The sequence below is a fragment of the Bradyrhizobium sp. IAR9 genome, assembly GCF_013408065.1.
Taxonomy (GTDB): Bacteria; Pseudomonadota; Alphaproteobacteria; order Rhizobiales; family Xanthobacteraceae; genus Bradyrhizobium.
In genome coordinates this window covers 201,226-222,498 of sequence record NZ_JACBZW010000005.1, presented here as the reverse complement: position 1 = coordinate 222,498, position 21,273 = coordinate 201,226, and the positions used below count along the sequence as shown (strand labels likewise).

Sequence of the window (21,273 nt, the reverse complement as noted above, 5' to 3'; positions counted from 1 at the left end):
GGGATCCTCAGGGTTTCGTCAGGACTGCGCCGTAGCGCCATAGCTTATCATTGGTCAGATGCGTGCCGCCCCACCAGCGGTCGATCGGATTGTATCGGCTGAAATCCTCCTGATGGGCCAGGACAGCCTTCCCGAACTCGGTCAACGACAATCGGCTGCGGAGATAGACCTCATGCCGAGCCCTTAGATTGCCGTGGTCGATTGTACGCAGTTCATCGCCCAAACCGGCTACGGCGGGCCTGGGGCCAAGCGCGAGCCCCTCCAACAGCGAACCCAAATCAAATTCGCTGAACACGTACGTGCGCCGCTGCGAGCGCAGATGAAACAGGGCGTTCGTATTTGCAAATCCTCTGGAAAGCAGCTCCAGGAATCGCATCTCGGTCGCACCAAGACCCGTCGAGGATGACGGTAGCTCTGCCAACAGCTCTTGCAATGCCGGTCGCAACATCAACAAGGCGCTCAGATCGCTCCAAAGTAGGTTGGCGCAGGCCTCGGGCGTCGGCGTGCGATAGGCCTGCCAGGCCATTCTGGCAGTGCTAAGTTCACGGGCCTGAACATCCACCATAGGAATATGCGACGCGGACGCTTCGGAAACTCGGTCTCTCAGATCGAAGAGATCGGATGCAAGCAGACGCAACCTGAGTTTTTTCAGCAGCTCAGGGTATGAGGCAAGATAGTCGAGCAGCCAGATCAGCTGCAGTTGATCGTCTGGGCTCGGATCGAACCAAAGTTCGATCTCGTCATAGCGCTCGCAAAAATCGGCAAAGGGTAGCTTCCTGAGTTCCTTGAACTTGGAGGGCCATTTTGTACCCCAATCCGACCAATGATCGCCCGGCCTGAGCGTCCCTGACTGCGCCCCGAAATAGGCTGCGAAATAGTCGGACGAAGGCAACGGCCCCCACGTGAAGCGAAGAAAGAACAGAACGACGATCTCGGCCAGCTTCGATTTGGCGAGATTGGCGCCGGCCGCACTGGTCAGGATCAGACGCTTCATCACACCACCACCAGATCCCGACAACGCAAAACGAAACGGGCGCTGACGACGTCGGCAACTCAACGTCTTCAGCGCCCGCTCCTCGCGAAAAGCTTTCGCGGTTCGTCTTACTCGTCTGCCGGCTCCTCGCCGTCGGCGTCGCTCTCGGGCGTACCGGCCAGAATCTGCTCGGAGATCAGACCGGAGTTCTGGCGGATCGAGGTCTCGATCTTGGCGGTGATGTCGGGGTTGGCCTTCAGGAAGGCTTTCGAGTTCTCGCGACCCTGGCCGAGACGCTGGCTGTCATAGGAGAACCAGGCGCCGGATTTCTCGACGATGCCGGCCTTGACGCCGAGATCGAGGATCTCGCCCATCTTGGAGACGCCCTCGCCGTACATGATGTCGAACTCGACCTGCTTGAAGGGCGGTGCCAGCTTGTTCTTGACCACCTTGACGCGCGTGGTGTTGCCGACCACTTCGTCGCGCTCCTTGATCGCGCCGATGCGGCGGATGTCGAGCCGGACGGAGGCATAGAACTTCAGCGCGTTGCCGCCGGTGGTGGTCTCGGGCGAGCCGTACATCACACCGATCTTCATGCGGATCTGGTTGATGAAGATCACCATGGTGTTGGACTTGTTGATCGAGGCCGTCAGCTTGCGCAGCGCCTGGCTCATCAGGCGCGCCTGCAGACCCGGAAGCGCATCACCCATCTCGCCTTCGAGCTCGGCCTTCGGCACCAGCGCGGCGACCGAATCAACCACCAGCACGTCCACCGCGCCCGAGCGCACCAGCGTGTCGCAGATTTCCAGCGCCTGCTCGCCGGTGTCGGGCTGCGAGATCAGAAGCTCGTCGATGTTGACGCCGAGCTTGCGGGCATAGACCGGATCGAGCGCATGCTCCGCGTCGATGAAGGCGCAGATGCCGCCCTTCTTCTGCGCTTCCGCCACCGTGTGCAGCGCCAGCGTGGTCTTGCCCGACGATTCCGGCCCGTAGATCTCGACGATGCGTCCCTTGGGCAGACCGCCGATGCCGAGCGCGATATCGAGCCCGAGCGAGCCTGACGACACCGCCTCGATGTCCATCGACCGGTCGTTCTTGCCGAGCTTCATCACCGAGCCCTTGCCGAACTGGCGCTCGATCTGAGAGAGCGCGGCGGCCAGAGCTTTACTCTTGTCCATGGAAGATCCTTCGACGATACGCAGGGCAGTGGCGGACATTGGGTCGTGCTCCTTATGGCGAGGATTCGCGTGAGGGACAAACGATTGGCGAGGCGGCTCGTCGATAAAAGTAGCGTACCCCATTTGTTCTAGGTTCGCAATATGTTCTTTTGCGGATTTTGGTGCTGTCTCGTATGTGACCCGGAGTGTCCTAACTTGATTTTGGGAGCGTCCTAATTCGCGCTTAGTGACGCATTGCCACATCACTCAACCTAATGGCGATTTGCTACCATCGGCCGTTGCTTGACATTTAACAACCATGGAGTGTTGCAATGCATTTAAGGGCTCTCGCGATTCCGTTCGCATTCGTGTCGATGATGCCTGTGGCAGACTCGGCTTTCGCCGGCGCGGCTAATTGCCAATCTTATTTCCAGCAAAACGGCACTCTGCGAGTAACTTGCTCACCTCAGGGCGGACCTCCGTGGCCCGTAAGTTGCGGCTTCCAAGCGGCAATGAATACGCAAAATGGCTACTGCAATATCCAAGTGCCATTTTCGGTGAACGCAGGTGAGCAGCCTAAGGTGATCTATGAGCAGTCGCAGTGTCCGAATGGGCAGTCCTTCACATCGATACGAAACTACGGAAATGCTAGCTGTAACTAGTCTACCGCAGCACGTGAACACCCGAGGCCGCCTCAGTTGGCGGCCTCTTTCATTTTAACATCCCGCGTGGAAAGCCAACCTCGATACACGCTTCGGGTCGCAAACAGCCTCCTCATAATCTTTAGACGCGCAACAATGCGCTGGTCGCCCTTGTGGCTTCGCATTGCTCGCGCCCAACTAAAGCCGCGCTCCTCCAAGTTCAAATCCCCAAGCCCCTGCTCTCCCCATTCGCCGCTGTGCACACAACTGAACAGACCCGGCCCCGTGAACGGGTCTTAATGGGCCATCACCGCACGAACCGTGGCCACTATCGGTGATGAGAACGCCCGATTGCGCTCCCGCCTTCCTCGCACGGAAAGGAGCGCGCCATGCTCAAGCGGCGACGTTTCAAGCAGCAGCTGACGCTTCAAGATCGACTCTCCGCCTGGGTGAAGCAGATCGAGGAGCAGGCCTCCAGGCTTCCGCCCGGGCCCGAGCGGGACGCCCTGTTCAAGAAGGCCCGCCAGGCCGATGTCGCCAATCATCTGCACGACTGGGTCATATCCCCCGGGCTGCAACCGCCGAAATAACAGGGCTGCCGCAACGTCATTCCCCGGCCGAAGCTGACGCGCATCAAAGACGCATGGCCCGGCCGCCGTCAGAATTCCGTAATCCTGCGGCACCGAACTTTTTTCGCGGTCTTGGGCCTTCTCCAGGATGGGACCGCAACTTTGGGGACCTCAGTCATGACGGACAACACGAACCGCGACACGATCAGGCGCAATCCCCTGCTGGAGGCGGCGCAGGAGGAGCTGATGAAGTTCGAGCGCGCGGAAAACGAGTTCCGCAAGAAGGACCGCCAAGAGCGCGCCGCCGAGCTCCACCTTCCCCTGAACGAAATCAAGATCCACTAAACACGGCGCGGGGCCGGCTTCGGAAGCTGACAAGGGCGCGCTGGCGATGTGGCTGGCGGCGGCGGGAAGCAGTCGCAAGGTGTCGGAAGCGCAGCTCGAGTCGATTTGAGCGGCTCCACGGGGCGCATCGCGCGCAATGACGGTATCTAAACACTACTCATAAGTCGCTGAATGAACAACCGAATTTGCATGCCGCCTACTGTGCATGGGGTTGTTTTCCAGTTTTTGAGAATGCGGCACGCCCCGTAACCCGTCATCCGGGGAAAGGCTGCCGCTCGCGCGCCTGTTTTAAAGCAGCGCCAGCAGCACGAGGCCGATCACCAGCACCACGAAGCCAACCGCTGTCGCGGCGGCGAATGACCGCTCTACGTTATCCATGATGCCACCCCGTGGTCGGCGTGCCACGTTTCCCCCATGGCTGCGCCGAACGATGTGGAATCTTGCCGACCGGTGTGTCCGCAGTTGTGCGAACGGATGTCGAAATTGGGACCGGTGCGGGGCCAGTCTGCGGCCTCGACGCTCGGCCCGGAAATCCGCCGCCTGTCAGGCTGCCGTAAGCGCAGCCGGCTAGGATGATGTGGCTATGGTGTTGCAGCCCAGCACCTCAGCCTCCAATAACTTTTTGCCCCGTCTGGCTCTCCCCAGGCGGGGCTTTTTCATCCCTGCCGGGCGGTTCGCGGATCTCTCTCCTCCTGGGTCAGGAGCAGCGAGAAAGTGCGGATCGCGGGCGCAGCCAGCAGAACGATCGGCAGCATCGCGGCCCAGGCGATCAGCCACGACACCATCCAGTGCCCGACGAAGCTCATCGCGCTGCCGGCGGGCAAGCTGGCGATCCCCGCCGCGATCAGCGAGGTCAGTCCGGACTGGATGATTCCGAAGACGAAATGACTGTAGCGGCGGGGAATGCCGAGCATGACCGGGCCCATGTTGTTTCTTGCCGTCGTTCAGACCAAGCAAGGCATATGCCGCCGCTTGCAGGGAAATCAGTGATCCTCGGCGGGGCCCCCCGCGGCCCCGTCCGATCGGCGTACCGGCGCAGCCGGGTGCAGCCCAGGAACTTTGTTCATGGTCGGAGAACCACGGGTATGCGACAGCCTTACTGTCTCACGGCCCGGCGTCTTTCGAAAGCCGGCTCCGCTTGTTTCGGCGCACGCGCGCTTTCGAGATATCCCCGAACTATCCGGGGCTTACCGACAGAATTTGCTTGTCTCCGGAATATTGGGACGCCCAACATGTTTGCAGACATGGAGAGTGAACGTGGGGAGGTCGCCATGAATCACAGGGGCATCGAATTCACTGTCGCCAAGACGGCGATTCCCGGAATCTGGCAATGGCAGTTCCGCATCGGCGAGCAGGTCAAGACCGGCAAGACCGAGACGAAAATCGATCTGTTGGCGATCCGGCGCGTGCAGCTGCGCATCGATCGGGAGCTGAAGCGATCGGCCGGGCCGACTGAACCGGCCGGATGAAGGTCGGCGTCGGATGGCGCCTTGTGCCGCCGCGGCTGGCGGCGGAACATCATCCGTAGCCGCCCGGAATTGATCTGACAGTGGTTTGGGATTGGACTGCGCGCGCTCATGGCCCTGGGGGCAAGGCCATCACGCGCGCGATCGGTGCCAGCCATGCCATTGTATTTCTTTCGAATCCGGAATGGCCGTTATTCGGGCTGCGCGGACCAGGCGACGGAATTCGCCGATCGCGATTCGGCCTGGAAAGAGATGACCAATGTCTGCGCCGACATGACCGCCGGCATTGCCCGCAAGCTCCAGGAAAATTCCGAATGGCACATGGAGCTGCTGGACGAGGCCAAGGAGCCCGTGTTCCGGATCCGCATCGTTGCCGAAACCCTCGACTAGCAAGCAGCTTCAATCCGCGCTGGGCAGCCGCCGCATGGTAAATTCGATGTCGCCGCCGGGCAGCTCGCGCCAGGTCTCGACCGCGCTCATATAGCCGGCCTTGGGGTAGCGGGCGAAGAAGGCCTGCGCCCTTTCCCGTGCCGCCGCGCGCGGCAGCGTGAAGGTCTCGCGCAGATAGCCGTCGCCGACCGTTTGGCCCGGCTTGCCGGCGATCTTGCGCCGGCCCGCCATCCGCTCGGCGAGATCCCGCGGACGATCGGCCATGTCCTCCTCCTCTACGCGCTACGCTCAGCCCAATGTAGGGCGTGGGCCGGACGAAGAGGAGTCCCGTCCCGAAGGCGTTGTGCTGCCCCCATACGGAGCTGCGGTCAGTTGGCGGCGGTGCCGCTCTTGGACTTCTTCGGCGCGCTGGTTGCAGCCGAGGCCTTCGGCACCGCCGGCTGCTTCGGCGGATCGGCGCGCATGCCGCCCCAGGGATCGTTGGACGTCTTGGAATCCGGGATCTTCTTCAGCGTTTCCTTATAGGCCTTGTCACGCTCGGCTTCCGCGGCCTTTTCCTCGGGGGTCTTGCTCGGGGCGTCCTGCAGCAAATTCAGATTGGGCATTTGCGCATAGGCAGGTCCCGCCAGCACGGCCAGCACCGCGGCCAAACGGAAAAGCTTCATCGTCTACTCCTTGATCATCCATGGAGGCACGGTTCGCCGCGCCTGGTCATCCTTGTCGCGGCCGGTCGCGACCGCCGAGACCGTCCGGGGCCCCCTAGAGCCGATCCGATCTGCACGATTTCGGCGCATGCAGCCAGTCGTCCCAGATCGGACCGCATTTGGTGCACCCGCTCAGCGCGAGGCCGAGCGCGGCCATACAAAAGAGGAGGACACACCGACGCAACATCATCCACCCATACCCCGAGCAAGCCATCATATCGGGCCAAGTCAGGCATTTTCAAGCCGATGGGACCGGCCCCAGACCGGGTGACTTTGCCGCGCCGATGCGCGCACAATGGGCCGAAACATCCGGCAATACAGGAGAGCGCGCCAGCAATGCAAATGCAGCCAGACACCGAATTCGGCCTCTCCGACGCCAGACGCATCCTCGGCGAGATTATTGCGCCCTGGGTCCAGGATCTCAATCTCGCGGTCGAGCGCCTCGAGCACGTGCAGCCGGCGGATGCGCCGGACTGGCAGCCCGGCGCACTCCTGCGCATGCCGTTTTCGGAGCGCTTGTGCCGGAACGGCGGCATGGTCTGCGGCCAGGCCCTGATGGCGCTCGCCGACACCGCGATGGTGATCGCGAACCTCGCGGCCAATCGCGGCTACCGCCCCATGACCACGGTCGACCAGACCACGCATTTCATGCGCGCGGCCTCCTCGTCGGACGTGCTGGCGGACGCGCGCGTGGTGCGGCTCGGGCGCACCATGAGCTTTGGCCGCGTCACGCTGCTCTCGGCGACCGACAACAAACCGATCGCGATGGTATCGAGCGCGTTCGCGATGCTGCCGGGCTGAGCAGCATCTCAAAAGAAGAGAGCCGCGTGGGCGCAAAGCGCACCGCGGCTCTCGATGACGTTTTCATCAAAGCGAGAGACGGAAAGCACGATTGCGTCCGCGCTTCAGTCGGCAAGCTTCAAAGGTGGCTTCAAAGATTACTTGCCGAGCACTTCGTCGGCTGCGGTGACGATGCTGGCGGTCGGATTCTTTCCGCAATAGGCACCAAACTTCTTGGCGTTCTCGATGAACACGTCAGTGTCGATGATCGCGTTGTCCTCGTCGCCCTTGTACCAGCCGTCCATCCAGGTCAGCACGACCTGGATGTTGTCTTCGCCGCTCTCGAGGAACTGCTTGCAGCTCATGGTCGAAAGGTCCCACTTGACGGCGTGGGCGGGCATCGACGACAGCGAGAACGCGGCGGCGAGCAAAATCGAAAGCGTGGTCTTCATCAGTATCTCCATCGGCGCGTAGCGCCATAAAAGAAGTGCGTGTGGGGAAAGTCGGCGGAGAGATTCTCCGCGTCAACGTCGTAAACGAAGTCTGAAGCGCTGTGCAAGTAGCGCCAGTATTGAGTTTAGTTCAACGTAATTTCTATGCATTACTTCACAATCATCATGTTGGACCAACGCGGATGATCGAGAAGCGTGCAGCGCAGCGGCACCGTGTTTTCAAGGGTGGAACGATCACCTTCGAAAGCAGCGGCATCCCCTGCACCGTGCGAAACATGTCGGCGGGCGGCGCGGCGATCGACCTCGACACCCCCGTCACATTGCCGCAATCGTTCACGCTATCGATCGCGCGCGACGATTTCGTGCGGAATTGTCGCACAGTTTGGCGCAGTGACAAGCGCGTCGGCCTCGCCTTCGTGCAATAGCGCGCGCGATGTGAACGAACGTTCGCATCGCATCCACAACACGATTATGATTGCGTGATACGACGACGGCGACGCCAGCGCAGGCTTGCGATCACGAGCGCGGCGATTGCGATTCCGATCGCCGCGGATGCTCCGAAAAATCGTCCACCGGGACGATCGATGGTGCGCGACCACAATGTCGGCGCCTCGCCCGGCCGCGCCAGGCGGAACGCGACCACGCTGTCGCCGATCGAGGTGCCGACTTCGGAGTGGCCGCCGGCGCCGATCGCGACATATTGCTCGCCCTTCCACAGATAGGTCATGGGATTGGCGACGCCGGGCACCGGCAGCCGTCCCTGCCACAGTTCCTTGCCGCTTCGCGCATCGAAGGCGCGCAGATAAGCATCCATCGCGCCGGTGAAGACGAGGCCGCCTGCCGTGACCGCCACTCCGTTGACGAGAGGCGCGCCCCAGGGCAGCGGCGCGCCGAGCGGCGCCAGATCTTCGGTGGTGCCGACGGTCGAACGCCAGAGGATCTTGCCGGCCTTCAGATCGACCGCAACCATCTCGCCCCAGGGCGGCTTGTTGCAGAGCAGACCGAGCGGCGACATCGCCACCGCGCGCGACATCGCAAACGGCGCGCCGCGCTGCTGGCCGAAATCATGCCCCGGCGGCGGATTGAATCCGGCAGCCTCCGTGCGCGGGATCAGCCTGATGAGATGAACGGCGCGCCCGGTGTTGGCGTAGAGAATCTGGTGGACCGGATCGAAGGCCGCGCTGCCCCAGTTCACGCCGCCGCCGGTGAAGGGAAATTCCAGCGTGCCCCGCACGGAAGGCGGCGTGAACAGACCCTCGTTGCGCGCCTCCGTGAACAGGCGCTCGCAGGACGAGGGGCGCAGTTCCGGCAACAGCGAGAGCGCGTCGTCGGTCGAGATCGCCTGTGATGTCAGCGCCGGCACATGCGTCGGAAATGGCTGCGTCGGCGACAACGTTTCCCCTTCCGCGCCGCCCTGCGGCACCGCGCGTTCTTCCACCGGCCAGACCGGCTTGCCGCTGTCGCGGTCGAGCACGAAGACAAAACCTTGCTTGGTCGGCTGGATCACGACGTCGCGCTGGCCGTCTCCCGCATCGAGGCGCGCAAGCGTCGGCTGCGCCGCCAGATCGTAATCCCAGACGTCGTGATGCACCGTCTGGAATGCCCATGCGAGCTCACCGGTCTCGATGCGCAATGCGACCACAGAATTGGCATGCTCGTTGTTGCCCGGCCGCTTGCCGCCCCAGAAATCCGGCGACGGCGAGGACGTCGGCAGGAACACCAGGCCGCGCGCCGTGTCGACCGACATCGGCGCCCAGACATTGCCGTGCCCGGCTTCGATGCCGTCACGCTTGAGCGGCTCGAAGCTCCAGCGCGCCCGGCCGGTGCGCGCATCGAACGCCCGTACGACGCCGCTCGGCGCATCGACGCGTCGGTTGTCGGAGATCGAGGAGCCGACCACGACGACACCCCGGCCAACGGCGGGCGGCGAGGTGATCTGGAACTCGCCGGGCCATTCCAGGGCAATACCGATATCGAGCTTCACCTCGCCACTATTGCCGAAACCGGCACAGGGAATTCCCGTCTTCGCATCGAGCGCGATCAGGCGGACGTCGTTCGTGCCCATGAAAATGCGCGACCGACAGGCGGCATTCGCGGGCGCCTCATCGTCGGTCCAATGGGTGACGCCGCGGCAGACGTAGCGATTGGCGGGACGCTGATTGGTCGCGATCTTCGGATCATAACGCCATTTCTGCGCGCCCGAGCCGGGATCGAGCGCAATCACCTCGTTGAAGGGCGAGCAGAAGATCAGACTGTCCTCGACGAACAGCGGCGTTGCCTGGAATTTGGTTCGCCGCATCACCTCCGGCGGGCGCACCGCGAGATCGCCGGTGCGGAATTCGAAGGCCCGAACCAGATTGCCGACATTGTCGGGCGTGATCTGTTGCAGTGGCGAGAAGCGCGAGCCGCCGGCGTCGCCGCCCCAACTCTCCCAGGCCGCGCTTGGCCGCACGACAATCAGCAGCAGCGCAACGAGCCCGATCGGAAATCGCAGGCCGGTCCGCAACGCTCGCCTCGCCCTATTTCGGCTTCTTGGCGGGTTCACTCGGGCGGGCCCCGCCCCACGGGTCGTACTTGTCCTTGGGCTCGGGAATGCGCTCAAGCGCGGCCTTGTAGGCTTTCTCGTCGACCTTGGGCTTGTTGTCCGCCGGTTTAGCTGCCTCATTGGGTGGCCGCCGGCCCTGCGCCTGCGCCGATGCAACCGTCAGCGCCATGACCGCAGCCGCGATGACCAAAATCCTCATTGATGCAACCCCCCTCGTCTGGGGTACAAACTTAGCCTGCAATTCCGGAATATGAAATGCCGCGAGTTCCAAGACCTCCTGGAGACTTCAGCAAATCTTGATCGCCGGGGACTTCGCCGGATCGCATTCCTGCCTATCTGTTGGCCCGCAGGGGACCTTCACGGATGTTACGGATCATTGCTCATGCGGCGCTGCTCGCCGGCGCGCTCGCGCTCGGCGCCTGCGGCTTTGCCGACAGCCGCGCGCCGGTGCCGGAATTCATGCGCCTGAAGGAAACCGAGCAGCCGCCGCCTGAACCCGCCCCCGACGTCAAGCGCGTGGTGCGCGAGCAGATCGACGTCGTCTTCCTTGCCACCTCCTATCCGCGCGAGGTGCACGTCGCTGCGCCCCACCGCGAGGTGCGCGGGCCGGGCTGGACCGCCTGCGTCCGGGCCCAGCTCACCTCTGCGACCGGCACCTCGCTCGGCGCCCAGAGCTACATCGTGACGATATCAGGCGGAAAAGTGGTCGACCGCCGCCGGGCAGAAGCCGAGGACATCTGCGGAACGGAAACCTACGAGCCGATCTAGCAGCGAATCTGCGTAACAAAGCTCCGGTTCCGGGAAAAACCAGCATCGCAACCGGGAACGATCGCCGCCTCCCCTTCTTGTTACCGCCGAGGGCAGTTTCGGTGGAGGACACGATGAAGACATTTACGATTGCGCTGTTGGCGGGTGTCGGCGCGCTGGCCGCGGCAACCGGTGCCAAGGCGGCGGACATCTATTCGACCAGCGAATACACGAACCCCGATCTCATTCAGGAAGTCCGGCTTGTCTGCGACGACGCCGGCAATTGCTACCGCACCCGCGGCGGCTCGCGCGTGATCGTGCGCGACTCCTACGCGACCATGCCGCGCGATCGCTATTATGAGCGACGCACCTATCGCGACTGGGACGATGGTCCGCGTGCCGGCGTCGGCATCCGGACACCCGGCGTCAGCGTGGGCGTCGGTGTCGGCGACCGCTGGTAGTTGATAGATCGAGCACGGACGGGACCGGACGAGACAACTCGCCCGGTCCCGTCGCGTGATTCATCAGATCGCCAAGTCAGGCGGCGACCGATTGCTGCTGAAACTGCTCAAAGGCCGCGATCGCATCGGCGGCGTACATCAGCGACGGTCCGCCGCCCATGTAGACGGCCATGCCGAGCGTCTCCTCGACCTCCTGACGCGTCGCGCCGAGCTTGACGAGGGCTTCGGTGTGAAAGCCGATGCAGCCGTCGCAACGCGCGGCGACACCGAGCGCCAGCGCGATCAGCTCCTTCGTCTTCTTGTCCAGTGCACCCTCGTGCGTGGCAGCCTGGGCGAGTGCGGAAAATCCCTTCATGGTCTCGGGAATGTCGCTCCGCAGCTTGCGCATGTTGGCGGAGATTTGCCTGACGATGTCGGGGTAGTTCTTGTCCATGATCTTTACTCTCTGCAGTGACTTCAGGTTTCGAGCGGATCGGCCGGCGCGACGAAGCGCGTCAGCGACGGCAGGTGGGCGACAAAGCGTGCGAGCACCATACCGGCACACATCGCCGCGACGAAGATGAAGGCCGAAGAAGACCCGAACCCGAGCGCGGTCAGCGCCGGCCCCGGACAGAAGCCGGCCAATCCCCAGCCGATACCGAAGATCGCCGGACCTGCGACGATTCTGGGATCGATATCGTTTCGCGTCGGGAGGAAAAATCGTTCGGCAAAGAACGGACGGGCGCGCCGCAGGACGCGATTGAAGCCGATGAAGGTCACCGCCACCGCGCCGGCCATCACGAAGGCAAGGCTCGCATCCCATGTCCCCGCCGGGATGCCGCCGACGTCGAGGAAGTTCAGAACCTTCGCCGGGTCGGACATGCCGGAGACGATGAGGCCGAGACCGAAGATCAGGCCGATCACGAATTGAACGAGAATGGCCATCGGCGTCAGCTCCAATGCCGCGTCAGGAAGACGGTCGCCATGCCGGCTGCCATGAAGGTCACGGTCGCGACCAGCGAACGCGTGGAGAGCCGCGACAGGCCGCAGACGCCGTGGCCGGAGGTGCAGCCGCTGCCCCACACCGAGCCAAAGCCGGTGAGCAGGCCGCCGACAATCAGGATTGCCGTTCCCGCCTCGATCGTCTGCGACGGCAGGCTTCCCGTGGCGAGCCGCACCAGCACGGGCGCGGCGACAAGGCCGGCGACGAAGGCGAGCCGACCGGCGAACTCGCCGTCCTCATAGGGCGGAAACAACCGTGCCGCGATGCCGCTGACGCCGGCGACCCGTCCCTTCGCCCACATCAGCAGAACGGCGGACAGGCCGATCAGCACGCCGCCCACAAGCGAAGCCATTGGCGTGAAAGACGTTGCAACCATTCGACCCTCCGGACCGAGAGCGCCCTTCACGGGCGGCGAATACCTTTATTTCAGTTGTTTCTTATTTTCGAATACACTAATATATAGGCCGACCATGAATCGCAAGCCCCGCAATCAGGAATTGATCGCTCTGGAGGAGAAGGCCGAAGAGGCCTCCCGCCTCCTCACCGCCATGGGCAATCCCAAGCGCCTGCTTGTTCTCTGCAACATGCTGGAGGGCGAAAAGTCCGTCGGCGAACTCGCCGAGATCGCGGGCCTGTCCTCGGCGGCGCTATCGCAGCATCTCGGCAAGATGCGCGCATTGAGCCTGGTCAAACCCAGGCGGGACGGCCAGACGATATACTACAGCATCGCGAGCCGGGAAGTCCGCGTGGTGCTGGAGACGCTGTACCGCCTCTTCTGCGCACCCTAAAACTTCGCCGGCGCAAATGCGGGAGCGCGGCATGACCGACGACACCTTCATCGAAGGACCTCTCTACGAGAAGCGCAGGAAGGTCTATCCGCAATCGGTCCACGGGCCGTTCCGCCGCATCAAATGGGCGATCCTCTGCGTCACGCTCGGGATCTATTATCTCCTGCCGTTCGTGCGCTGGAATCGCGGACCAGGCCTGCCCGACCAGGCCGTGCTGATCGACTTGCCGCATCGCCGCTTCTATTTCTTCTTCATCGAGCTGTGGCCGCAGGAAGTGTATTACTTCACCGGCCTGCTCATCATCGCGGCGATGGCATTGTTCCTGATGAACGCAGTCGCGGGGCGGCTGTGGTGCGGCTATTTGTGCCCGCAGACGGTGTGGACCGATTTGTTCTATGCCGTGGAGCGCTGGGTCGAAGGTGACCGGCGCGAGCGCATGCAGGGCGACAAGCGCTACTGGACGTTCGACCACATCCGAAAGGTCGCGCTCAAGCACTTCCTCTGGATCATGATCGCCTGGTGGACCGGTGGCGCCTGGGTGCTGTATTTCGACGACGCTCCGACGCTGGTGAAGGAGCTCGCTACCTTCCAGGCGCCGCTCATCGCCTATCTCTGGATCGGTATTCTGACCGCAACGACCTATGTCTTTGCCGGCCACGCCCGCGAGCAGATGTGCATCTACATGTGCCCGTGGCCGCGCATCCAGGCGGCCCTGACCGACGAATGGGCCCTCAACGTCACCTATCGCCGCGACCGCGGCGAGCCGCGCATGTCGGTGAAGAAGGCGGAAGCCGCCCGCGCCCACGGTGATTTCGCCGGCGATTGCGTCGACTGCCACCAATGCATCAACGTCTGCCCGACCGGCGTCGACATCCGCCACGGCATCCAGCTCGGCTGCATCCAGTGCGGCCTCTGCATCGATGCCTGCGACAACGTCATGCGCGAGATCGGCCGGCCCAAGGGCCTGATCGGCTACGACACCGACATCAACATGCAGCGCCGGCGCGAAGGCAAGCCGCCGATCTATCGCATCGTTCGCGCGCGCACGCTGATCTATACCGCAGCCATTGGCATCGTCGGCACCATCATGGTCTACACCCTCGCCACGCGCGCGACCATGGACGTCAACGTGCTGCACGAGCGCAATCCTCTGTTCGTTCAGCTCTCGGACGGCGGCGTGCGTAACGATTACACCGTGCGCATCCTCAACAAGGGCGCACAGCGATCGTTTGCGATCGAGGTCTCCGGGCTGCCCGGCGCGAACATTCGGATTGCGGGCATCGAAGCCGCTCCCGTCGTCGAGGTCGGACAGGACCAGACCCGCGAGGTCAGACTGTCGGTGCAGGTCGGGCCTGCCGATCTGCCGAAGACCTCGCGCGATGTCGAGGTCACGATAACCGATACCGCCGGCGGTGGACGGGCAAGCGCCCGTGATCACTTCCTGCCCGGCGACAAGTAAGGTCTGCGTTGAGCAATCCGGCGCAGGATGCTCAACGAAACGTTAACATTACCGTTCGAATTGGAGCCGCTTCCCAACGGTATTTTCCAATCTTTGCGCTAAGCATGACCACGTGACGCGGCATTTGCCCGCGTGAACGGGACGAGGGGACGTGGTCGATATCGCGCAGCAGGCAGCGATCCATGCGGCATCGGCAGAGGATGCCACGGCGGCGCGCGTCCCGCTCGCGGCGATCGATCCTGGCCAATGGCGCGCGCTCGCGCAGCGGGCGATCGAGCCGAACGGATATTACCTGCCCGCCTGGGAGCTCGCCGTCAGCGCCACCGCGCGCGGCCGCACGAACGCCTCGGCCCTGCCCGCATTCGACGGCACGTCGACGCGGCTGATCGGGCTGATGCCGGTGGTCCCGCTGTGGCACGCCCTGAAGATTCCCCTGCCCGCGCTGGTGAGCGCGCATCCCTACGGCACGCTGTGCAGCCCGCTGATCGACCGCGACGCCCCGATCGAGGCGGCCACGCAGCTGTTGCAGCGGGCACGCGAGGCCGGCGCGCATGCGCTCGTGCTGAACGACGTCGCGCTCGACGGCGCCGCGATGACTGCGCTCGAGCAGGTCCTGATCCGCGACGGCCTGAGGCCGCGCGTCCTTTCCTCCTACATCCGCGCCAGCCTCGATGCGACGCAGGATGCCGAGACGCTGCTGCGCGACGCACTGGGCACCAAGAAGCTCAAGGAGCTGCGCCGACAACGCCACCGCCTCGAAGAGCACGGCCCTGTTACATTCGACGTCGCACGCCGGCCTGACGAGATCGGGCCCGCGCTCGAAACATTCCTGCAGCTCGAAGCCAGCGGCTGGAAGGGCAAGCGCGGCACCGCGCTGGTTCAGCATGCCGGCGATGCGACCTTCATTCGCCGCGCGGTGCCGGCGCTGGCGGAGACCGCGCAGTGCGAGATCGTCACGCTTCGCGCCGGGACGACACCGGTGGCCGCGGGCATCGTGCTGCGCCACCAGGATCGCGCCTTCTTCTTCAAGCTCGGCATCGACGAGCGCTTTGCAAGATATTCGCCGGGCGTGCAGCTGACGCTCGATCTCACTCGCCACCTCTGCGCCGATCCCGCCATCACCAGCGCGGATTCCACCGCGAGCGCCGATCACCCCATGATCAACCCGATCTGGCGCGGGCGCTTCGCGGTCGGCGACGTTCTGATCCCGCTGCGGCGGCACGATCCGGTCGTGGCGCTGATTCACGCAGCACTAGCCGGACTCAATGCCGCGCACGAGGGCGCGCGACACGTGGTCCGCCGGCTCCGCAAATAAGCGAAAGCTACTCCGCCGCCTGGGCGTTGATCTCCTCCGAGACCTGGCGGATGGCGCGCGCGAGCAGGTTCGGGTCCTGAGCACCGGAGACGGCATATTTCTGCGCGAACACATAGGTCGGTACGCCGGAAATTCCCTTCTCGGCCGCCTCCTGCGCATCGGCCGAGACGCGCGCAACGTCTTCGTCGGTGGCAAGGCGCCGGCGCACGTCCTCGGCGTCGAGGCCGACATCGGCGGCCGCCTGCACCAGCACGTTCACATCGGTGAGATCGCCGCCGTCGCGGAAATACAGCTCCATCAGGCGCTGCTTCATCTCGGGCGCCTTGCCGATCGCTTCCGCCCACAGGATGAGGCGATGGCAGTCGGTGGTGTTGGGCTGCCGCGCCACCAGCTCGGGCTTGTAGAGAAGGCCCTCCTCGCTCGCGGCCGCAACGACGCGTCCGGCAATGCCCTTATAGGCCTCGACCGAACCGAACTTCTGGGTGAGATAGGCCTCGCGGCTGATGCCCTCGCGCGGCACCCAGGGATTGAGGAAGAACGGGCGGAAATTGAGCTTGACCGGAACGTCCGGCACCAGCGCCAGCGCACTCTCGATCCGGTGCTTGCCGATATAGCACCAGGGGCACACCACGTCGGAGACGACATCGATCTGGAGCGGTTTCAGCGTGCTCATGTCAGGCGCCTCCTTCGGGCGGGTCACGGGTTCGCCGGAAGATAAGCCGAACCGGGGGCGGCGCAAGCCGCCGGTCCTGCATGGCTCACGACTTCACCTCTGCGGTTATTGTGACCGCTGCACCCCGCCCCGATACTCGCGGCCACAATCAAGTCCGAGAGGAGACCGCGATGAGCGCCATTTTCAGGCCGGAAGGCCAACAGTTCCGGGCTACGGAGCATGCCGGCGGTCCCTGGTCTCCGGACATGCTGCAGGGAAGCGCCACCACTGCCCTGATGACCCGCGAGGTCGAGCGTCTTGCCGTCGAATCCGGCTTTGTTGTGCGACGCCTGACCTTCGATCTGTGGCGACCGGCGGGCCTGCGCGCCTTCAGGCCCGTCAGCGAATTGCTGCGCGACGGCCGCAAGGCCAAGACCTTGCAGGTGCGGCTGATGGACGGCGAGACCGAGATCGGCCGCTGCACGGCGCTGCTGACGGCGCCGAGCGGGGAATCCCCCACCGATCCCTTTGCGAGCCCCATGGCGCTCGACAAGGCGCCCGAGGCGGGCAGCCCGCCGCCGGCCTTCGCGCAGAAATGGAGCCGCTATTTCCAGAACGTGTCGGTGCGGCTGATCGAGGGCGCGCTGGAGAAGCCGGGCCCGGCGGCGGCCTGGATGCGGCTTGACGCGGCGCTGGTCGAGGGCGAGCCGAACACGCCGCTGCTCCAGGCGGTGCAGGCCGCGGATTTCGCCAGCGGGGTCGCGCAGATCGTCGACATGCGCGACTGGACCTTCATCAATCCCGAGATCAGCCTTTACTTCTTCCGTCCGCCCGAGAGCGAATGGATCCTGATCCGCGCCGCCACGCGCGTTGGCGCCAACGGCGCCGGCCTCACCACGGCGACCTTGAGCGATCTCAAGGGTCCGTTTGCCGAGGTGATGCAGGCCATGAGCTTCGAGCGGCGTGAGGCCGCGCAAGCTCAGGCATCTTGAGCCGCAAGCGCGACCAGGGTCGCCTCGGAGGCGGCATCAACGGGCATGAACATCTCGACGCGAAGCTCCTGCAGCGTCACGTCCTGCGGCGTGCCTAAAGTCAAAACCGCGCCGATCAGTGAGACGCCGGCGTCGCCCTTGCGCAGGCGCACCTCGCAGAGCGGCCCCGGCGCGGCGTTGTCCTCGATCCCAAGCGCGGGAAGCTCCGGCAGCCGCATCAATTCGCGCCAGGTCGATTGCAAGGCTTCGTCGAGCGGCGCGGCCATTGCCTCATGGCGCGCGCGCGACAGCAGAGCCGCGGCCACCATGGTCCAGTTCTCGACGAACGGCTTGAGCTCGTTCGGCGCCAGGAACATGCGCATGTGATTGAGCGGCCGCTGCATGCGCTCAGGTCCGAGCAGCATCGTCATCAGGCGCGATGCGGCACGGTTGGCCTGCATCACGTTCCAACGCCGGTCGGTGACGATCGCGGGAAACGGCTCGTGCCGCCGCAGCAGAAGATCGATGGCCCGGCGCGCATCGGCAAGCTCGGGCGCGGTAAGATCGCGCTCGCCATATTGCCGGGCGAAGCCGCCGGCCTCGAGCAGCGCGTTGCGGTCGCGAAGCGACAAATCGAGAGCGGATGCGAGTTGCAGCAGAATGTCCCGGCTTGCCGCCGCCTTGCCGGTCTCGACATAGCTCAGATGCTTGACCGAAATGCCGGCCTCGAATGCCAATTCCGCCTGGCTCAACGCCCGGCGCATGCGCCAGGCGCGCAAGAGATCGCCGACGGGATTGGCCGGGCGCAATCGCCGAAACGAGCGTGTGTCCATCGACGGATTATGCGGGGATCGCTGCTGCCTGTAAACGGCGCTATGGCAGCCCGGCCGCCATCTGCTTCAGCCGTTCGGCGGTGCGCTCGTCCGCCGGGAAGAAGGTCTCCAGCGCCAGCTCCGACAGGGTGATGTCGACGGGCGTGCCGAACACCATGGTGGTGGAGAAGAAGCTCAGGATTTCACCGCCGTGACGCAGCTTGAACGGGATCGCGACGTTGTCGCTCGACAGCGGCCCCGTCCGCGCCGGGATCGGATAGCTCTTGAGGTCGTTGTAGAGCTTGATCAGCTCAGGATCGGCCGTCACCTCGCATTGGCGGTGCAGACGCTCCAAAAGATGGCCGCACCACTCCGCGAGATTGACCGTGCGCGGCGCCAGCGCCTCGGGATGAAAGGCGAGCCGCAGCACGTTGAAGGGCTGGCCGAGCAGCCGCTGCGGAATGCCGTCGAGCAGCGGCGCCACCATGCGGTTCGCCGATACCAGGTTCCAGTGCCGGTCCACCGCGAGCGCGGGATTGGGCTCATGCGCCCTGAGCACGAGGTCGATCGCCTGGCGGGCTGATTTCAAGGCCGGGTCCTCCAGCGGGCGCTGCTGAAACGCGGGCGCATAGCCGGCGGCGACCAGCAGCACGTTGCGTTCGCGCAAGGGCACGTCGAGACGCTCGGCAAGCCGCAGCACCATGTCGCGCGAGGGCGCGGCGCGGCCGGTCTCGACGAAGCTTAGGTGACGCGCCGAAATTTCGGCCTCGCCCGCGAGATCGAGCTGGCTCATGCGGCGGCGCTGCCGCCATTCGCGCAAATGGTCGCCGATGTGAACCGGCTGGCTGCGGTCGGCTTGTGCCGTGGATGCATGTGCGTTCATGACCAGAAACCTATCATGCCGATTTCGGCCCTTCCATTACCCACGAGGTAACGGATATTGGCACCTAGCTAACTGAAATCGTTGCGTTTGTTTGCGACGGGTCTGGCCCATACCAACAGAAATACCAACAACCCCAAGAACAACTTCTCACACGAATAAATATTTAGGCCGAGCCGATTGGTAGCGGGAATAAGAACCAATCACTGATCGCCCCACTAGGAAGGGTGCCTCTCGCCATTGCTAGACTTACGAGCGAACACGCGACCTGGAGCACGTTTACTCCGTAAGGTCGGCCGCAGGTCGACTTCATCCAGTACCAGGCAACGTGAGCTAGCGCGGATCAGTCCAGTCCATCATTGGAGAGTTCGAGCTGACTCCAGCAATCGATGTTCGATTGCAGCCAATTACCGGAAAGGTCGTCCACCACCTTCGGTGAAGAAGAAAGCTAGTGGTGCGTGTCCGGCATAGCCAAGGCCGGCGCATATTTTGCTTCGTTCAACGTTTTCAGACGCGCTCGAAGTGTGTGCTGGTGTTCCTTACAGGGGAATCTGACGTGGTGCCGCGAAGTTCGCAATGCACCTCCGCACAATGGGCTGCCACGCTGACGATGATTTAGCTCGACAGATGCGATGATAACACGAATATGATCCGTTCGACGTAGTAGCGGCGAGCCGTATCAGGATGACGTATCCATCGCGATCTAGGCGCACGGTGCAGCAAGTTTGCTTTCCTTGGTGTTGAGCCACCAACAGAAATAATGTTTGCAGTGCTTCATGGCCGTCAACCGCACTGTAGGCGAACCAAGCAGGCACCAGCGTTGGCAACATAGGTCGAAGCGTAAGCCGATTGGATCCGCCACACTGTCGTGACTCCGCAAAAGATCGAGCTTTGAGATGAACGAATTCGGACAGAAGGGTGAGGTACCGCTCTCGGAACGATTCGCGGTGTCACCTGAGGAGGCAAGCGCCCTCACCGGGATCGGATTGACTTCCATTCGCGAAGCGATCAGCGCCGGCAAACTTAGGGCTAAGAAGCACGGGAGGCGCACGATCATCTTGCCCGAAGATTTGAGAGTGTGGCTGGGAACACTGCCCGACGCCCGGAAGCCGATTGTAGAAAGCCCCGCTTAGGCGGGGCTTCTATTTTGAGCCAACGGCAAAAGGATTCGGTAAGAAATTGGCAATCAAGAACCAAGCCCACTGAAGAACTGCAGTAGGTACCGCATCTTATCTTATTCCGTCACGGATCATGTACCCGGCGCCGCGGATCGTGTGCAGCAGCGGCCGCTCGAAGCCCTTGTCGATCTTGGAGCGCAGCCGCGAAATGTGCACGTCGATCACGTTGGTCTGCGGATCGAAATGATAGTCCCAGACGTTCTCGAGCAGCATGGTGCGCGTCACCACCTGGCCGGCATGCTTCATCAGATATTCGAGCAGGCGGAATTCGCGCGGCTGCAGCGTCAGCTCGTCCTTGCCGCGGGCGACGCGATGAGAGAGCCGGTCGAGCTCGAGATCGCCGACGCGGTAGAGCGTGTCCTCGGCAGGTCCCCCGCGGCGGCGCGACAGCACCTCGACCCGGGCCAGCAGCTCGGCGAAGGAATAGGGTTTTGGCAGATAGTCGTCGCCGCCGGCGCGCAGGCCCTTGATGCGGTCGTCGACCTGTCCGAGCGCGGAGAGAATCAGCACCGGCGTCGTGTTGTCCTGGTCGCGCAGCGCACCGATCAGCGACAGGCCGTCGCGCTTGGGCAGCATGCGGTCGACCACCAGCACGTCGTAATCGCCGTTCTCAGCCATGGCGAGGCCTTCCTCGCCGTCGGCGGCGTGGTCGGCAATGTGTCCGACTTCGCGAAACGCCTTCACGAGGTAATCGGCGGATTCGCGGTCGTCTTCAATGATGAGGAGGCGCATCGTGCGTTCGGCGGCGGTCAAGGAGGTCAACCTTCTCTAAACATGGCGCGAGCGGCAATCGCATGCAAGCCGAGGGGGAGACTCTGGCATCGAGAAAAAGGCGGGCGGTGAAGCTGGGGGGACTTCACCGCCCTAGGCCTTCCGACGGAGGGGGGCGTAATTCCACCGGAAGGTAGACAGGGGAAGCGAACGTTGCGCTGCTTCCCAGAAGGGCGCCGTCGGCGGGGGCGACTGATGCCGGCGACACCCTTCATCTCGTAGGCCTCCTGAAGCC

At 63.6% G+C, this 21,273-nt stretch carries 28 protein-coding genes; 13 read left to right on the top strand and 15 right to left on the bottom strand.

Annotated features, from left to right (window positions below):
* Positions 1-7: 7 nt before the first annotated feature.
* Positions 8-994: a hypothetical protein gene (locus GGD67_RS15865; protein WP_179734124.1), complete on the bottom strand. Its 987-nt coding sequence runs from the start codon at positions 992-994 to the stop codon at positions 8-10.
* A 107-nt stretch (positions 995-1,101) separates the two neighbouring features.
* Positions 1,102-2,190 (bottom strand): recombinase RecA, encoded by a 1,089-nt coding sequence (recA, locus tag GGD67_RS15860; protein ID WP_018316624.1) that lies wholly within the window; start codon positions 2,188-2,190, stop codon positions 1,102-1,104.
* A 970-nt stretch (positions 2,191-3,160) separates the two neighbouring features.
* Between recA and GGD67_RS15855 the strand changes: the two genes are divergently transcribed.
* Both GGD67_RS15855 and GGD67_RS15850 read left to right on the top strand, forming a co-directional pair.
* The gene (locus GGD67_RS15855) at positions 3,161-3,361 is read left to right on the top strand and encodes a hypothetical protein (protein ID WP_179734123.1); all 201 of its coding nucleotides are present in this window, start codon (positions 3,161-3,163) and stop codon (positions 3,359-3,361) included.
* 156 nt (positions 3,362-3,517) lie between these two features.
* Positions 3,518-3,685 carry a hypothetical protein gene (locus GGD67_RS15850; protein WP_018316626.1) on the top strand — a complete coding sequence of 56 codons (168 nt, stop codon included), beginning with the start codon at positions 3,518-3,520 and terminating at the stop codon, positions 3,683-3,685.
* 656 nt (positions 3,686-4,341) lie between these two features.
* On the opposite strand, the gene GGD67_RS15845 is transcribed toward GGD67_RS15850, so the two are convergent.
* Positions 4,342-4,599, bottom strand: coding sequence for a DUF2798 domain-containing protein (locus GGD67_RS15845; RefSeq protein WP_179734448.1), 258 nt, complete (start codon positions 4,597-4,599; stop codon positions 4,342-4,344).
* A gap of 357 nt (positions 4,600-4,956) precedes the next feature.
* Between GGD67_RS15845 and GGD67_RS15840 the strand changes: the two genes are divergently transcribed.
* Both GGD67_RS15840 and GGD67_RS15835 read left to right on the top strand, forming a co-directional pair.
* Positions 4,957-5,154 carry a hypothetical protein gene (locus GGD67_RS15840; RefSeq protein ID WP_026201702.1) on the top strand — a complete coding sequence of 66 codons (198 nt, stop codon included), beginning with the start codon at positions 4,957-4,959 and terminating at the stop codon, positions 5,152-5,154.
* Positions 5,155-5,307: 153 nt separating this feature from the next.
* A complete protein-coding gene (locus tag GGD67_RS15835) occupies positions 5,308-5,541 on the top strand; it encodes a DUF6894 family protein (protein ID WP_018316629.1) in 234 nt (77 codons plus the stop codon).
* Positions 5,542-5,550: 9 nt separating this feature from the next.
* Here GGD67_RS15835 and GGD67_RS15830 read toward each other — a convergent pair whose 3' ends face one another.
* Both GGD67_RS15830 and GGD67_RS15825 read right to left on the bottom strand, forming a co-directional pair.
* Positions 5,551-5,805, bottom strand: a complete 255-nt coding sequence (locus GGD67_RS15830; protein ID WP_018316630.1) for a hypothetical protein — start codon at positions 5,803-5,805, stop codon at positions 5,551-5,553.
* A gap of 104 nt (positions 5,806-5,909) precedes the next feature.
* Positions 5,910-6,206 carry a hypothetical protein gene (locus tag GGD67_RS15825; RefSeq protein ID WP_179734122.1) on the bottom strand — a complete coding sequence of 99 codons (297 nt, stop codon included), beginning with the start codon at positions 6,204-6,206 and terminating at the stop codon, positions 5,910-5,912.
* 375 nt (positions 6,207-6,581) lie between these two features.
* Between GGD67_RS15825 and GGD67_RS15820 the strand changes: the two genes are divergently transcribed.
* Positions 6,582-7,046, top strand: a complete 465-nt coding sequence (locus tag GGD67_RS15820) for a PaaI family thioesterase (protein WP_018316633.1) — start codon at positions 6,582-6,584, stop codon at positions 7,044-7,046.
* A 137-nt stretch (positions 7,047-7,183) separates the two neighbouring features.
* On the opposite strand, the gene GGD67_RS15815 is transcribed toward GGD67_RS15820, so the two are convergent.
* Positions 7,184-7,477 carry an HdeA family protein gene (locus GGD67_RS15815; RefSeq protein WP_026201704.1) on the bottom strand — a complete coding sequence of 98 codons (294 nt, stop codon included), beginning with the start codon at positions 7,475-7,477 and terminating at the stop codon, positions 7,184-7,186.
* A 182-nt stretch (positions 7,478-7,659) separates the two neighbouring features.
* Between GGD67_RS15815 and GGD67_RS15810 the strand changes: the two genes are divergently transcribed.
* Positions 7,660-7,902: a PilZ domain-containing protein gene (locus GGD67_RS15810; RefSeq protein WP_177237215.1), complete on the top strand. Its 243-nt coding sequence runs from the start codon at positions 7,660-7,662 to the stop codon at positions 7,900-7,902.
* Positions 7,903-7,946: 44 nt separating this feature from the next.
* On the opposite strand, the gene GGD67_RS15805 is transcribed toward GGD67_RS15810, so the two are convergent.
* Positions 7,947-9,983, bottom strand: a complete 2,037-nt coding sequence (locus GGD67_RS15805; protein WP_246784420.1) for a pyrroloquinoline quinone-dependent dehydrogenase — start codon at positions 9,981-9,983, stop codon at positions 7,947-7,949.
* A 13-nt stretch (positions 9,984-9,996) separates the two neighbouring features.
* Complete coding sequence (locus GGD67_RS15800) at positions 9,997-10,221, bottom strand: hypothetical protein (protein WP_018316637.1); 225 nt, start codon at positions 10,219-10,221, stop codon at positions 9,997-9,999.
* Positions 10,222-10,385: 164 nt separating this feature from the next.
* On the opposite strand from GGD67_RS15800, the gene GGD67_RS15795 reads away from it, so the two are divergent.
* Together GGD67_RS15795 and GGD67_RS15790 are read left to right on the top strand one after the other, a co-directional pair.
* Positions 10,386-10,790 carry a hypothetical protein gene (locus GGD67_RS15795; protein WP_179734120.1) on the top strand — a complete coding sequence of 135 codons (405 nt, stop codon included), beginning with the start codon at positions 10,386-10,388 and terminating at the stop codon, positions 10,788-10,790.
* Between the two features lie 113 nt (positions 10,791-10,903).
* On the top strand, positions 10,904-11,230 hold the full coding sequence (locus tag GGD67_RS15790; protein ID WP_018316638.1) for a hypothetical protein: 327 nt from the start codon (positions 10,904-10,906) through the stop codon (positions 11,228-11,230).
* Positions 11,231-11,306: 76 nt separating this feature from the next.
* Here GGD67_RS15790 and GGD67_RS15785 read toward each other — a convergent pair whose 3' ends face one another.
* From GGD67_RS15785 to GGD67_RS15775, 3 genes are read right to left on the bottom strand one after another with little or no spacing between them, the layout of a single operon-like run.
* The gene (locus GGD67_RS15785; protein ID WP_092258973.1) at positions 11,307-11,663 is read right to left on the bottom strand and encodes a carboxymuconolactone decarboxylase family protein; all 357 of its coding nucleotides are present in this window, start codon (positions 11,661-11,663) and stop codon (positions 11,307-11,309) included.
* A 23-nt stretch (positions 11,664-11,686) separates the two neighbouring features.
* Entirely contained in the window at positions 11,687-12,154 is a 468-nt protein-coding gene (locus tag GGD67_RS15780) for a DUF6691 family protein (protein ID WP_092258970.1), read from the bottom strand.
* Between the two features lie 5 nt (positions 12,155-12,159).
* Positions 12,160-12,588 carry a YeeE/YedE family protein gene (locus tag GGD67_RS15775; RefSeq protein WP_092258967.1) on the bottom strand — a complete coding sequence of 143 codons (429 nt, stop codon included), beginning with the start codon at positions 12,586-12,588 and terminating at the stop codon, positions 12,160-12,162.
* 94 nt (positions 12,589-12,682) lie between these two features.
* Here GGD67_RS15775 and GGD67_RS15770 point away from each other — a divergent pair, with 94 nt between their 5' ends.
* The 3 genes from GGD67_RS15770 to GGD67_RS15760 all read left to right on the top strand — a co-directional run bounded on the left by GGD67_RS15770 (position 12,683) and on the right by GGD67_RS15760 (position 15,774).
* Positions 12,683-13,000, top strand: a complete 318-nt coding sequence (locus GGD67_RS15770; RefSeq protein ID WP_018316642.1) for a helix-turn-helix transcriptional regulator — start codon at positions 12,683-12,685, stop codon at positions 12,998-13,000.
* Positions 13,001-13,031: 31 nt separating this feature from the next.
* Positions 13,032-14,459 carry a cytochrome c oxidase accessory protein CcoG gene (gene ccoG / locus GGD67_RS15765; protein ID WP_179734118.1) on the top strand — a complete coding sequence of 476 codons (1,428 nt, stop codon included), beginning with the start codon at positions 13,032-13,034 and terminating at the stop codon, positions 14,457-14,459.
* A gap of 151 nt (positions 14,460-14,610) precedes the next feature.
* Complete coding sequence (locus GGD67_RS15760) at positions 14,611-15,774, top strand: GNAT family N-acetyltransferase (RefSeq protein WP_018316644.1); 1,164 nt, start codon at positions 14,611-14,613, stop codon at positions 15,772-15,774.
* 7 nt (positions 15,775-15,781) lie between these two features.
* Here the strand turns inward: GGD67_RS15760 and GGD67_RS15755 are convergent, their stop codons facing one another.
* A complete protein-coding gene (locus GGD67_RS15755; RefSeq protein ID WP_020508626.1) occupies positions 15,782-16,447 on the bottom strand; it encodes a DsbA family oxidoreductase in 666 nt (221 codons plus the stop codon).
* Positions 16,448-16,617: 170 nt separating this feature from the next.
* Between GGD67_RS15755 and GGD67_RS15750 the strand changes: the two genes are divergently transcribed.
* Complete coding sequence (locus tag GGD67_RS15750; protein ID WP_026201707.1) at positions 16,618-17,418, top strand: thioesterase family protein; 801 nt, start codon at positions 16,618-16,620, stop codon at positions 17,416-17,418.
* On the opposite strand, the gene GGD67_RS15745 is transcribed toward GGD67_RS15750, so the two are convergent.
* Together GGD67_RS15745 and GGD67_RS15740 are read right to left on the bottom strand one after the other, a co-directional pair.
* The gene (locus GGD67_RS15745; protein WP_179734116.1) at positions 17,406-18,230 is read right to left on the bottom strand and encodes a helix-turn-helix domain-containing protein; all 825 of its coding nucleotides are present in this window, start codon (positions 18,228-18,230) and stop codon (positions 17,406-17,408) included. The genes GGD67_RS15750 and GGD67_RS15745 overlap by 13 nt on opposite strands.
* A gap of 40 nt (positions 18,231-18,270) precedes the next feature.
* Positions 18,271-19,092 (bottom strand): helix-turn-helix domain-containing protein, encoded by an 822-nt coding sequence (locus GGD67_RS15740; protein WP_018316648.1) that lies wholly within the window; start codon positions 19,090-19,092, stop codon positions 18,271-18,273.
* A gap of 893 nt (positions 19,093-19,985) precedes the next feature.
* Between GGD67_RS15740 and GGD67_RS40165 the strand changes: the two genes are divergently transcribed.
* Entirely contained in the window at positions 19,986-20,222 is a 237-nt protein-coding gene (locus GGD67_RS40165; protein WP_179734115.1) for a helix-turn-helix domain-containing protein, read from the top strand.
* Between the two features lie 96 nt (positions 20,223-20,318).
* Here GGD67_RS40165 and GGD67_RS15730 read toward each other — a convergent pair whose 3' ends face one another.
* Positions 20,319-20,999 carry a response regulator transcription factor gene (locus GGD67_RS15730; protein ID WP_038947105.1) on the bottom strand — a complete coding sequence of 227 codons (681 nt, stop codon included), beginning with the start codon at positions 20,997-20,999 and terminating at the stop codon, positions 20,319-20,321.
* Between the last annotated feature and the right edge of the window lie 274 nt (positions 21,000-21,273).

What these genes read in the sequence shown, in the direction of transcription:
- GGD67_RS15835 (WP_018316629.1), top strand. Translation starts at nt 5,308, where the DNA reads ATGCCATTGTATTTCTTTCGAATCCGGAATGGCCGTTATTCGGGCTGC.
- GGD67_RS15780 (WP_092258970.1), bottom strand. Translation starts at nt 12,154, where the DNA reads ATGGCCATTCTCGTTCAATTCGTGATCGGCCTGATCTTCGGTCTCGGC.
- GGD67_RS15855 (WP_179734123.1), top strand. Translation starts at nt 3,161, where the DNA reads ATGCTCAAGCGGCGACGTTTCAAGCAGCAGCTGACGCTTCAAGATCGA.
- GGD67_RS15840 (WP_026201702.1), top strand. Translation starts at nt 4,957, where the DNA reads ATGAATCACAGGGGCATCGAATTCACTGTCGCCAAGACGGCGATTCCC.
- GGD67_RS15850 (WP_018316626.1), top strand. Translation starts at nt 3,518, where the DNA reads ATGACGGACAACACGAACCGCGACACGATCAGGCGCAATCCCCTGCTG.
- GGD67_RS40165 (WP_179734115.1), top strand. Translation starts at nt 19,986, where the DNA reads ATGAACGAATTCGGACAGAAGGGTGAGGTACCGCTCTCGGAACGATTC.
- GGD67_RS15730 (WP_038947105.1), bottom strand. Translation starts at nt 20,999, where the DNA reads ATGCGCCTCCTCATCATTGAAGACGACCGCGAATCCGCCGATTACCTC.
- ccoG (WP_179734118.1), top strand. Translation starts at nt 13,032, where the DNA reads ATGACCGACGACACCTTCATCGAAGGACCTCTCTACGAGAAGCGCAGG.
- GGD67_RS15825 (WP_179734122.1), bottom strand. Translation starts at nt 6,206, where the DNA reads ATGAAGCTTTTCCGTTTGGCCGCGGTGCTGGCCGTGCTGGCGGGACCT.
- GGD67_RS15800 (WP_018316637.1), bottom strand. Translation starts at nt 10,221, where the DNA reads ATGAGGATTTTGGTCATCGCGGCTGCGGTCATGGCGCTGACGGTTGCA.
- GGD67_RS15755 (WP_020508626.1), bottom strand. Translation starts at nt 16,447, where the DNA reads ATGAGCACGCTGAAACCGCTCCAGATCGATGTCGTCTCCGACGTGGTG.
- recA (WP_018316624.1), bottom strand. Translation starts at nt 2,190, where the DNA reads ATGTCCGCCACTGCCCTGCGTATCGTCGAAGGATCTTCCATGGACAAG.
- GGD67_RS15810 (WP_177237215.1), top strand. Translation starts at nt 7,660, where the DNA reads ATGATCGAGAAGCGTGCAGCGCAGCGGCACCGTGTTTTCAAGGGTGGA.
- GGD67_RS15795 (WP_179734120.1), top strand. Translation starts at nt 10,386, where the DNA reads ATGTTACGGATCATTGCTCATGCGGCGCTGCTCGCCGGCGCGCTCGCG.
- GGD67_RS15830 (WP_018316630.1), bottom strand. Translation starts at nt 5,805, where the DNA reads ATGGCCGATCGTCCGCGGGATCTCGCCGAGCGGATGGCGGGCCGGCGC.
- GGD67_RS15770 (WP_018316642.1), top strand. Translation starts at nt 12,683, where the DNA reads ATGAATCGCAAGCCCCGCAATCAGGAATTGATCGCTCTGGAGGAGAAG.
- GGD67_RS15745 (WP_179734116.1), bottom strand. Translation starts at nt 18,230, where the DNA reads ATGGACACACGCTCGTTTCGGCGATTGCGCCCGGCCAATCCCGTCGGC.
- GGD67_RS15750 (WP_026201707.1), top strand. Translation starts at nt 16,618, where the DNA reads ATGAGCGCCATTTTCAGGCCGGAAGGCCAACAGTTCCGGGCTACGGAG.
- GGD67_RS15740 (WP_018316648.1), bottom strand. Translation starts at nt 19,092, where the DNA reads ATGAACGCACATGCATCCACGGCACAAGCCGACCGCAGCCAGCCGGTT.
- GGD67_RS15790 (WP_018316638.1), top strand. Translation starts at nt 10,904, where the DNA reads ATGAAGACATTTACGATTGCGCTGTTGGCGGGTGTCGGCGCGCTGGCC.
- GGD67_RS15865 (WP_179734124.1), bottom strand. Translation starts at nt 994, where the DNA reads ATGAAGCGTCTGATCCTGACCAGTGCGGCCGGCGCCAATCTCGCCAAA.
- GGD67_RS15785 (WP_092258973.1), bottom strand. Translation starts at nt 11,663, where the DNA reads ATGGACAAGAACTACCCCGACATCGTCAGGCAAATCTCCGCCAACATG.
- GGD67_RS15845 (WP_179734448.1), bottom strand. Translation starts at nt 4,599, where the DNA reads ATGCTCGGCATTCCCCGCCGCTACAGTCATTTCGTCTTCGGAATCATC.
- GGD67_RS15775 (WP_092258967.1), bottom strand. Translation starts at nt 12,588, where the DNA reads ATGGTTGCAACGTCTTTCACGCCAATGGCTTCGCTTGTGGGCGGCGTG.
- GGD67_RS15820 (WP_018316633.1), top strand. Translation starts at nt 6,582, where the DNA reads ATGCAAATGCAGCCAGACACCGAATTCGGCCTCTCCGACGCCAGACGC.
- GGD67_RS15815 (WP_026201704.1), bottom strand. Translation starts at nt 7,477, where the DNA reads ATGAAGACCACGCTTTCGATTTTGCTCGCCGCCGCGTTCTCGCTGTCG.